General features: G+C 64.3%; 7 protein-coding genes. 5 read left to right on the forward strand and 2 right to left on the reverse strand.

The features are described 5' to 3' along the window. Positions 1–166 precede the first annotated feature (166 nt). Positions 167–3463, reverse strand: coding sequence for a PAS domain S-box protein (locus L6D77_RS26865; RefSeq protein WP_232885594.1), 3297 nt, complete (start codon positions 3461–3463; stop codon positions 167–169). 62 nt (positions 3464–3525) lie between these two features. Then, positions 3526–4404, reverse strand: a complete 879-nt coding sequence (locus L6D77_RS26870; protein WP_232885593.1) for a LysR family transcriptional regulator — start codon at positions 4402–4404, stop codon at positions 3526–3528. 131 nt (positions 4405–4535) lie between these two features. Between L6D77_RS26870 and leuC the strand changes: the two genes are divergently transcribed. From leuC to asd, 5 genes are all read left to right on the forward strand, one after another. Continuing rightward, the gene (gene leuC / locus L6D77_RS26875) at positions 4536–5969 is read left to right on the forward strand and encodes a 3-isopropylmalate dehydratase large subunit (protein ID WP_232885592.1); all 1434 of its coding nucleotides are present in this window, start codon (positions 4536–4538) and stop codon (positions 5967–5969) included. Then, positions 5966–6610 carry a 3-isopropylmalate dehydratase small subunit gene (leuD, locus tag L6D77_RS26880; protein WP_232885591.1) on the forward strand — a complete coding sequence of 215 codons (645 nt, stop codon included), beginning with the start codon at positions 5966–5968 and terminating at the stop codon, positions 6608–6610. The genes leuC and leuD overlap by 4 nt, the downstream gene beginning before the upstream one ends. A 91-nt stretch (positions 6611–6701) precedes the next feature. Continuing rightward, positions 6702–7466, forward strand: coding sequence for a class I SAM-dependent methyltransferase (locus tag L6D77_RS26885; RefSeq protein WP_232885590.1), 765 nt, complete (start codon positions 6702–6704; stop codon positions 7464–7466). A gap of 53 nt (positions 7467–7519) precedes the next feature. Continuing rightward, positions 7520–8602, forward strand: a complete 1083-nt coding sequence (gene leuB / locus L6D77_RS26890) for a 3-isopropylmalate dehydrogenase (protein ID WP_232885589.1) — start codon at positions 7520–7522, stop codon at positions 8600–8602. Positions 8603–8665: 63 nt separating this feature from the next. Further along, entirely contained in the window at positions 8666–9778 is a 1113-nt protein-coding gene (gene asd, locus L6D77_RS26895) for an aspartate-semialdehyde dehydrogenase (protein ID WP_232885588.1), read from the forward strand. Positions 9779–10038: the final 260 nt, after the last annotated feature.

Consider the following 10038-nt stretch of genomic DNA (forward strand, 5'->3'; position numbering starts at 1 on the left):
GTCCAGCACCATCTCGGCAGCTTGGACTTTGTATTCTCTTGAGTAAGATTTACGCACTGATTTTGCCTCCAATTGGGCGCCATCATAGCGCCCGAAGAAGGTGTCCAAAATCATTAGGCCAGTTCAAACCCGCTCCCACAGGGTTGCGCAATCCTCGAGCGCCCATTCAATAATCCGCCGGTGCCTCCAGCAGCATCTGCCGAAACTCCGGCAGCGGCAGTGGCCGGCTGTGCAAGTAGCCTTGGTACAGATGGCAGCCGAGCCTTTCCAGAAACTCCAGCTGCTCGGTCAACTCGACGCCCTCGGCGATCACCGCCAGCCCCAGGCTGCGTGCCATGGCGACGATGGCGCGGACGATCTCGGCGTCATTCGGGTCAACCGGTGCGTCGCGGACGAAGGTCTGGTCGATCTTCAGCGCATCCACCGGCAGGCGCTTGAGGTAGGTGAGTGACGAATAGCCCGTGCCAAAGTCGTCCATGGCGAAGCTGACGCCATAGCGCTTGAGTTCGCGCATCTTGCTGATGGTGTCTTCCAGATTCTGGATGACGATGCCCTCGGTGATCTCCAGCTTGAGCATGTGCCGCGGCAAACGGTAGTCATCGAGGCTGCGCAGCACCCGTGCGACGAAATCGTTCTGGCGGAACTGCCGGGGGCTGATGTTGACGCACAGGCTGAAGTCATCGGCGTCGATCAGGCCGTCCTCGAGCATGCGCGCGCAGGCGTCGCAGGCTTCGTCGAGGATCCAGCTGCCTACTTCCAGGATCAGCCCGCTTTCCTCGAGCACCTGGATGAACTGGGACGGCGGCTGCTGGCCCAGTTGCGGGTGGTGCCAGCGCAACAGCACTTCGGCGCCGACGATGTGATTGTCACGGGCATCGACCTGGGGCTGGAAGTGCAGCGCCAGCTCGCCACGGGCCAGCGCCAGGCGCAGGTCGTTTTCCATGCGCAGGCGCTCGCTGGCGGCCTTCTGCATGGTGGTGTGGAACAGCTGGGTGGTGTTGCGCCCGGAGTCCTTGGCGCGGTACAGGGCGATGTCGGCGCGTTTGAGCAGGTCGGCAGGGGTGGCGCCGTGGTCGGGGATCAGCGCCACGCCGATGCTGGGCGTGACCTGCAGGCGCTGGCCATCCAGCGACATGGGCTCGGCCAGCAGCTCGCGCAAGGTGTCGGCCAGCTCGCGGACCTTGCTTTCCACCAGCTCGCGGCTGCCTTCCAGGCCGCTGAGCAGTACCACGAATTCATCGCCGCCCAGGCGTGCCACGGTGTCTTCGAGGCGCACGCTGGCTTCCAGGCGGGCGGTGATGATCTTCAGCACGGTGTCGCCCACCGGGTGGCCGAGGGAATCGTTGATGTGCTTGAAATGGTCGAGGTCAAGGAACAGCAATGCGCCGCGCAGGTTGTGGCGCTTGAGCAGGGCGATCTGCTGGCTCAGGCGGTCCATCAGCAGGGCGCGGTTGGGCAGGTTGGTCAGTGGGTCGTGGTAGGCCAGGTGGCGAATCTGCGCCTGGGCGTTTTTCAGCAGGCTGACATCCCGGGCGGTGAGCAACAGGCAGTCGACCTCGTTGAGGCTGATCGGCTCCACCGACACTTCCACGGTGAGAATGTCGCCGCGCTTGTTGCGCCCGAGCATCTCGCGGTGATGCACCCGGCCTCGCGCCTTCAGCTCGTTGAGCAGGGCGCTGCGTTGCTTGTCGTCGGCCCAGATGCCCAGTTCATAGACTGTGCGGCCGACTACCTCGCTGGCGCTGTAGCCGGTCAGCCGGCAGAACCCGTCGTTCACCTCCAGGTAGCGGCCGCTGCGCCGTTCGGTGATGGTGATGGCGTCGGGGCTGGAATGGAACGCCTTGGCGAATTTCTCCTCGCTGGCCTTGAGCGCCGCTTCGGCGCGCTGTTGCTGGGTGATGTCGCGCAGGGTGGTGACGCTGCAGGCCTGGCCGTCGACGCTGATCAGGCGGCTGGAGATGACGCAGGTCAATGGCCCGCCGTTGCGGTGGTTGACCCCGATCGCCACATTGCTCAGGGCCTGGTCGCGGATCACCCGTTCGATGCGCTGGGCGCGCTCGGCCGACTCGGCCCACAGGCCCAGCTCTTCGGCAGTGCGCCCGAGCACCTGCTCGGCGCTCCAGCCGAAGGTCTGGCTGAAGGCCGGGTTGATCTCGATGAACTGGCCGGTGTCCTGGCGGGTCACGCAGATCGGGTCCGGGCTGACCTGGAACAGGCTGGCGAATTTTTCTTCCGAGGCCGTCAGGCGTTGTTCGCGCTCTACCTGGTCGGTGATGTCGAGCAGGGTGCCGGCCATGCGCAGCGGCTTGCCCTGTTCGTCACGGTACAGCCGCGCGCGGCTTTCGATGAAGCGCGTGGCGCCGTTGTCCAGTTGCACCTGGTAGGTGATCTGGTAATTGCCGGCCGGCCCCTCGCGCAGGCTGTGGTAGGCCTGGCGCATGGAGTTGCGCTCGTGTTCGGGCACCCCTTCGAAGAAGGCATCGAAGGATTCGTGGAACGGCACCGGGTCGAGCCCGTGCAGCTGGGCGGCGCGGGCCGAGCCATAGAGCATGCCGCTGGGGATGTGCCAGTCCCAGGTGCCCAGTTGGGCCGAGTCCAGTGCCAGGTCGAGGCGCTCCTGGCTGTCCTTGAGCGCCTGTTCGGCGCGCTTGCGCTCGGTGGTGTCGACAAAGGTGCTGATCAGGTAGGTGATGCCTTCCAGCTCGATGCCCTGGGTGCAGAGAATACCGTCGTGGACCTTGCCGCTGGTGGCGCGGAACTGCACCTCCATGGTCAACGGGCCGCTGCCGGCGCGGGTGGCCTCCAGTACCAGATGGCGCTGCTCCGGGTTGACCCACAGGCCAAGCTCCATGCTGGTCTTGCCGACCACGTGGGCGCCGGGCCAGCCGAACATGTCTTCGAAGTGCTGGTTGACTTCGATAATCAGGCCGTCGTGGCGGCGGGTGAGCAGGATGGCGTTGGGGCTGAGGTGGAAGAGGGTGGCGAAGCGCTTTTCCGAGTTGATCAGCGCGTTTTCCCGCTCCCGCTGGCGGGTGATCTCGCGGATCACCCCGATCATCTGCCGTCGGCCGTGCAGGTCATGGGTCAGGCTGCCGTTGATCTCCAGCCAGTGCACGCTGCCGTCCGGCCAGCGGATACGGTGGCGCATGGCCTGCTCGATCGGTTCGCCATTGACCACGGCCTGGAATGCCTGGCGCGTGCGGGCGCGGTCTTCCTCGGGCAGCAGGTCGAGGTAGTCGACATCGTTGGGCAGTGGGCGCTGGGGGTCGAAGCCGAACAGCGCCTGGGTGCCCCGCGACCAACTGACGCGGCCGCTCTCGATATCCCATAGCCAGGCGCCCAGGTTCGCGCCATTGAGCGCAGCCAACAGTTGCGGGGCATTCTGCCAGGCCTGCTCCGACTCCTGGGGATCGACCGCAGGGATGCGCGGCAGGCGCGGAAAGCGGTTTGCTGATTTGGGCATCGGTACCAGACCTTTGGCGGATGTCGCGTCCTTGAGAAATGTACTGCCGTGCTGACGACCGGTCAGGCGGGCCCTGCGTGGCTGTCGAGCAGGGCCATGAAGGCCCTGGCCGCGTTCGATAGCGTGCGTTCGGTGTGCAGAATGTAGCCTAGCTGGCGCGACAGCTGTATGCCGGGCAGGGCGATGGACGCCACCTGCTCATCCAGCATAGTACGCGGCAGCACACTCCACGCCAGGCCGATGGAAACCATCATCTTGATGGTTTCCAGGTAGTTGGTGCTCATGGCGATGTTCGGCGTCAGGCCCTGGCTTTCGAACAGGCGTTGGACAATATGGTGGGTGAACGTGTTGCCGCCGGGGAACACCGCCGGGTGCCGGGCCACGTCGGCCAGGCTGACCAGGCCGCTGCTGGCCAGTGGGTGCTCGGGCGCGGCAACGAAGTCCAGGGCGTCGTCCCACACCGGGGTTGCCCTGACCAGGTGATGCGGCTCGGGCGCCAGGGTGATCACGGCAATTTCGGCGCGGCCATGCAGGATTTCATCGTAGGCGGCTTCGGAGTCCATGAACTGGATATCCAGTGCCACCGCCGGGTGCTGCCGAGTGAAGGCCCGCAGTACCGGCGGCAAGCGGTGCAGGCCGATGTGATGGCTGGTGGCCAGCGTCAAACGACCGCTCACCTCCCCGGTGAGGTTGGTCAGCGCACGGCGCGTATCATCAAGCACGTTGAGGATCTGGTAGGCACGTGGCAACAGGGCGCGACCGGCCTCGGTCAGGCTGACCTCACGGCCCAGGCGGTCAAACAGGCGTACGTTCAGTTGCTGCTCCAGCCCGGCGATGCGTTTGCTGATGGCCGGCTGGGTCAGGAACAGGCGTTCGCCTGCGCCGGAGAAGCTGCCGGTTTCGGCAATGGCGATAAAGGCGCTGAGGTTGGCCAGGTCCATCGTTCTGAATTCCTGATGGTTATGCAAAGCATGAAAATTATGAATTTGAGTTATTCAATCTATCGCCATAGCATCGTCCGTACAAGCCAAGGGGTCTTTGGCATAGAAAGACGCTGATGAGGAACAGTCTGATGGCTGGCAAAACGCTCTACGACAAACTCTGGGACGCCCATGAGGTCAAGCGCCGCGATGACGGCTCGTCCTTGATCTACATCGACCGCCACATCATCCACGAAGTGACGTCGCCCCAGGCCTTCGAAGGCCTGCGCCTGGCCAACCGCAAGCCGTGGCGCATCGATGCCAACATCGCCACGCCCGACCACAACGTGCCGACCACGCCAGAGCGCAAGGGCGGTATCGAGGCCATCGTCGACCAGGTGTCGCGCCTGCAGGTGCAGACCCTCGATGAGAACTGTGACGAATACGGCATCGTCGAATTCAAGATGAACGACGAGCGCCAGGGCATCGTCCACGTCATCAGCCCCGAGCAAGGCGCAACCTTGCCGGGCATGACCGTGGTCTGCGGCGACTCGCACACCTCCACCCACGGCGCTTTCGGTGCCCTGGCCCATGGCATTGGTACCTCCGAAGTCGAGCACGTGCTCGCCACCCAGTGCCTGGTCGCCAAGAAAATGAAGAACATGCTGGTGCGCGTCGAGGGCGAACTGCCTGCCGGCGTCACCGCCAAGGACATCGTCCTGGCCGTGATCGGCAAGATCGGCACCGCTGGCGGCAACGGCCATGCCATGGAATTCGCCGGCAGCGCCATCCGCGCGCTGTCGATGGAAGGCCGCATGACCATCTGCAACATGTCCATCGAAGCCGGCGCCCGCGTGGGCCTGGTGGCCACCGATGCGACCACCGTCGCCTATGTCGAAGGCCGCCCGTACGCGCCGAAGGGCGAGCAGTGGGTGCGCGCGGTGGAATCGTGGAAGGACCTGGTGTCCGACGCCGATGCCGTGTTCGACACCGTGGTCGAGCTGGATGCCGCGCAGATCAAGCCGCAAGTCAGCTGGGGCACTTCGCCCGAGATGGTCCTGGCCGTCGATCAGCGCGTGCCGGACCCGGCCGCCGAGGCCGACCTGATCAAGCGTGGCTCGATCGAGCGTGCCTTGAAGTACATGGGGCTCAGTGCCAACCAGGCAATCACCGACATCCAGCTGGATCGCGTGTTCATCGGCTCGTGCACCAACTCGCGCATCGAAGACCTGCGCGCCGCGGCCGAGATTGCCAAGGGCCGCAAGGTCGCTTCCAGCGTCAAGCAGGCCATCGTCGTGCCGGGCTCGGGCCTGGTCAAGGCCCAGGCCGAGCGTGAAGGCCTGGACAAGATCTTCCTCGAAGCCGGCTTCGAATGGCGTGAACCAGGCTGCTCGATGTGCCTGGCGATGAACCCGGACCGCCTGGAGAGCGGCGAGCACTGCGCGTCCACCTCCAACCGCAACTTCGAAGGCCGCCAGGGCGCCGGTGGTCGTACCCACCTGGTCAGCCCGGCCATGGCCGCCGCCGCCGCGGTGACCGGCCACTTCATCGACGTCCGCGAGTTGATCCAAGGGAGCGCAGCATGAAAGCCTTTACCCAGCACACTGGCCTCGTCGCGCCGTTGGACCGTGCCAACGTCGACACCGACCAGATCATCCCCAAGCAGTTCCTGAAGTCGATCAAGCGCACCGGCTTTGGCCCCAACCTGTTCGACGAGTGGCGCTACCTGGACGTGGGCCAGCCCTACCAGGACAACAGCAAGCGCCCGGTCAACGAAGAGTTCGTGCTCAACCACAAGCGCTACCAAGGTGCCAGCGTGTTGCTGGCGCGTGAGAACTTCGGTTGTGGTTCCAGCCGTGAGCACGCCCCCTGGGCATTGGACGAGTACGGTTTCCGCAGCGTGATTGCGCCGAGCTTTGCCGACATCTTCTTCAACAACAGTTTCAAGAACGGGCTGTTGCCGATCATTCTCGATGCCGCTGAAGTCGACGAGCTGTTCAAGCAGGTCGAAGCCAACCCCGGCTACCAGCTGACCATCGACCTCGACGCCCAGGCCGTGACCCGCCCGGATGGCAAGGTACTGAAGTTCGAGATCGACGCGTTCCGCAAGCATTGCCTGCTCAACGGCCTCGACGACATCGGCCTGACCCTGCAGGACAGCGACGCGATCAAGGCGTTCGAAAGCAAGCACCGCGCCAGCCAGCCTTGGCTGTTCCGCGATGCCTGAAGTTTGTAGGTGATAGTACTGGCCTCTTCGCGGGTAAATCGCAGCGGCGAAGAGGCCGGAACAGGCAACACACAACCAAAAGGATTGCCCCATGACCCGCACCACCCACACCGACGTGGTCCAGCGCCAGTTCGGCGAACAGGCCAGCGCCTACCTCAGCAGCGCCGTGCACGCCCAGGGCAGCGAATTCGCCCTGCTGCAGGCCGAGCTGGCCGGGCAGGGCGCGGCCCGTGTGCTGGACCTGGGTTGTGGTGCCGGCCATGTCAGCTTCCACATCGCACCGCTGGTCGGTGAGGTGGTGGCCTACGACCTCTCGCAGTCGATGCTCGACGTGGTGGCCGCTGCGGCAGCCCAACGCGGCCTGGGCAATATCAGCACCGAGCGCGGCGCCGCCGAACGCCTGCCGTTCGCCGATGCCAGTTTCGACTATGTGTTCAGCCGTTATTCGGCGCACCACTGGAGCGACCTGGGCCTGGCCCTGCGCGAAGTGCGCCGGGTACTGAAACCGGGCGGGGTGGCGGCCTTCATCGATGTCATGTCGCCGGGCAGCCCGCTGCTCGATACCTACCTGCAGACGGTCGAAGTGCTGCGCGACACCAGCCACGTACGCGACTACAGCGCCGCCGAATGGCAGCGCCAGGTCAGCGAGGCTGGCCTGCATGTGCGCAGCCACACCCGCCAGCGCCTGCGCCTGGAATGGCAGTCCTGGGTAGAGCGCATGCGCACCCCCGAGCCATTGCGCGTGGCTATCCGCCAGTTGCAGCAAGCCATGGGCGAGGAAGTGCGGCAGTATTACCAGATTGAGGCCGATGGCTCGTTCAGCACCGATGTGCTGGTACTCTGGGCCGAACGCTGATTATTCACGACGGGGCCGAGGCGGCCGCGTCGCTTTGATGGATAGAGGAAAGCATGAGCAAGCAGATTCTGATTCTCCCAGGTGATGGCATCGGCCCGGAAATCATGGCCGAGGCGGTCAAGGTGCTGGAGCTGGCCAACGACAAGTTCCAGCTCGGCTTCAGCCTCGCCCACGACGTGATCGGCGGCGCCGCCATCGACCAGCACGGTGTGCCACTGGCCGACGAGACCCTGGAGCGTGCGCGCCAGGCCGACGCCGTGCTGCTGGGCGCCGTGGGTGGCCCGAAGTGGGACAAGATCGAGCGTGACATCCGCCCTGAGCGCGGCCTGTTGAAGATCCGTTCGCAACTGGGCCTGTTCGCCAACCTGCGCCCGGCCATCCTCTACCCGCAACTGGCCGACGCCTCGTCGCTCAAGCCAGAAATCGTCTCCGGCCTGGACATCCTCATCGTCCGCGAACTGACTGGCGGCATCTATTTCGGTGCGCCACGCGGCCAGCGCGAGCTGGAAGGCGGCGAGCGCCAGGCCTACGACACCCTGCCGTACAGCGAAAGCGAAGTGCGCCGTATCGCCCGCGTCGGCTTCGACATGGCCCGCGTGCGTGGCAAGAAGCTGTGCTCGGTGGACAAGGCCAACGTCCTGGCTTCCAGCCAGTTGTGGCGTGAAGTGGTCGAAGACGTGGCCAAGGACTACCCGGACGTCGAACTGAGCCACATGTACGTCGACAACGCCGCCATGCAGCTGGTGCGTGCGCCCAAGCAATTCGACGTGATGGTCACCGACAACATGTTCGGCGACATCCTGTCGGATGAGGCTTCCATGCTCACCGGTTCCATCGGCATGCTGCCTTCGGCGTCCCTGGATGCCAACAACAAGGGCATGTACGAGCCGTGCCACGGCTCGGCGCCGGACATCGCCGGGCAGGGCATCGCCAACCCGCTGGCGACCATTCTTTCGGTGTCGATGATGCTGCGTTACAGCTTCAACCAGCAGGCGGCGGCCGAAGCCATCGAGCAGGCAGTCAGCCTGGTCCTGGACCAGGGCCTGCGCACCGGTGATATCTGGTCTGCCGGTTGCACCAAAGTCGGTACGCAGGAAATGGGCGACGCAGTAGTCGCAGCGCTGCGGAATCTGTAATCTCTCTGGCCCGCCACCAACAACTCCCGGTGGCGGCCCACTTTTAGCAAAGGTGTAGTTGCGATGAAACGTGTAGGTCTGATCGGTTGGCGTGGAATGGTCGGTTCCGTGCTCATGCAGCGGATGCTCGAAGAGCAGGACTTCGACCTGATCGAGCCAGTGTTCTTCACCACCTCCAATGTGGGTGGCCAGGGTCCGAACGTGGGCAAGGAAACTGCCCCGCTCAAGGACGCCTACAACATTGAAGAGCTCAAGACCCTCGACGTCATCCTGACCTGCCAGGGTGGTGACTACACCAACGAAGTCTTCCCCAAGCTGCGTGAAGCCGGCTGGCAGGGCTACTGGATCGACGCCGCCTCGTCGCTGCGCATGCAGGACGATGCCGTGATCATCCTCGACCCGGTCAACCGCAAGGTCATCGACCAGCAGCTGGATGCCGGTACCAAGAACTACATCGGCGGCAACTGCACCGTCAGCCTGATGCTGATGGGCCTGGGTGGCCTGTTCGAAGCCGGCCTGGTCGAGTGGATGAGCGCCATGACCTACCAGGCGGCCTCCGGTGCCGGCGCGCAGAACATGCGCGAGCTGATCAAGCAGATGGGCGCCACCCACGCGGCGGTGGCCGATGACCTGGCCAACCCGGCCAGCGCCATCCTCGACATCGACCGCAAGGTCGCCGAAGCCATGCGCAGCGAGGCTTACCCGACCGAGAACTTCGGCGTGCCGCTGGCCGGCAGCCTGATCCCGTGGATCGACAAGGAACTGCCGAACGGCCAGAGCCGTGAAGAGTGGAAGGCCCAGGCCGAGACCAACAAGATCCTTGGCCGCTTCAAGAGCCCGATCCCGGTCGACGGCATCTGCGTGCGCATCGGCGCCATGCGTTGCCACAGCCAGGCGCTGACCATCAAGCTGAACAAGGATGTGCCGCTGGCCGATATCGAAGGCATGATCAGCCAGCACAACCCATGGGTGAAGCTGGTGCCGAACCAGCGTGAGATCAGCATGCAGGAGCTGAGCCCTACCCAGGTGACCGGTACGCTGAACATTCCGGTCGGGCGTTTGCGCAAGCTGAACATGGGGTCGCAGTATCTGGGGGCCTTCACTGTGGGTGACCAGCTGCTGTGGGGGGCGGCTGAGCCGCTGCGTCGTATGCTGCGGATTCTGCTGGAGCGTTGATCGTTCTGGGTTGATTTGTGGTTTGAGAAAGCCCGTGCCATGAGAGTGGTGCGGGTTTTTTTATGGGGCAGGGTAAGTTGTTTGTTGGTTTGTTTTGATAGTTGTATGCGCATTCATTTGCGATGTTGACGCGTAGTCACCTTTCCGCCCTTACGGCGGCTTACTTTGGTCTTGGCCAAAGTAAGCAAAGCCGCTCGCTCCCATCATACGGCCCCTGCGCTGCGCTCCGGGGTCCCTTCGCTCCGGCGTCCTCCGGGCCC

The sequence above is a fragment of the Pseudomonas parasichuanensis genome (assembly GCF_021601385.1).
In the GTDB taxonomy this organism is placed as follows: Bacteria; Pseudomonadota; Gammaproteobacteria; order Pseudomonadales; family Pseudomonadaceae; genus Aquipseudomonas; species Aquipseudomonas parasichuanensis.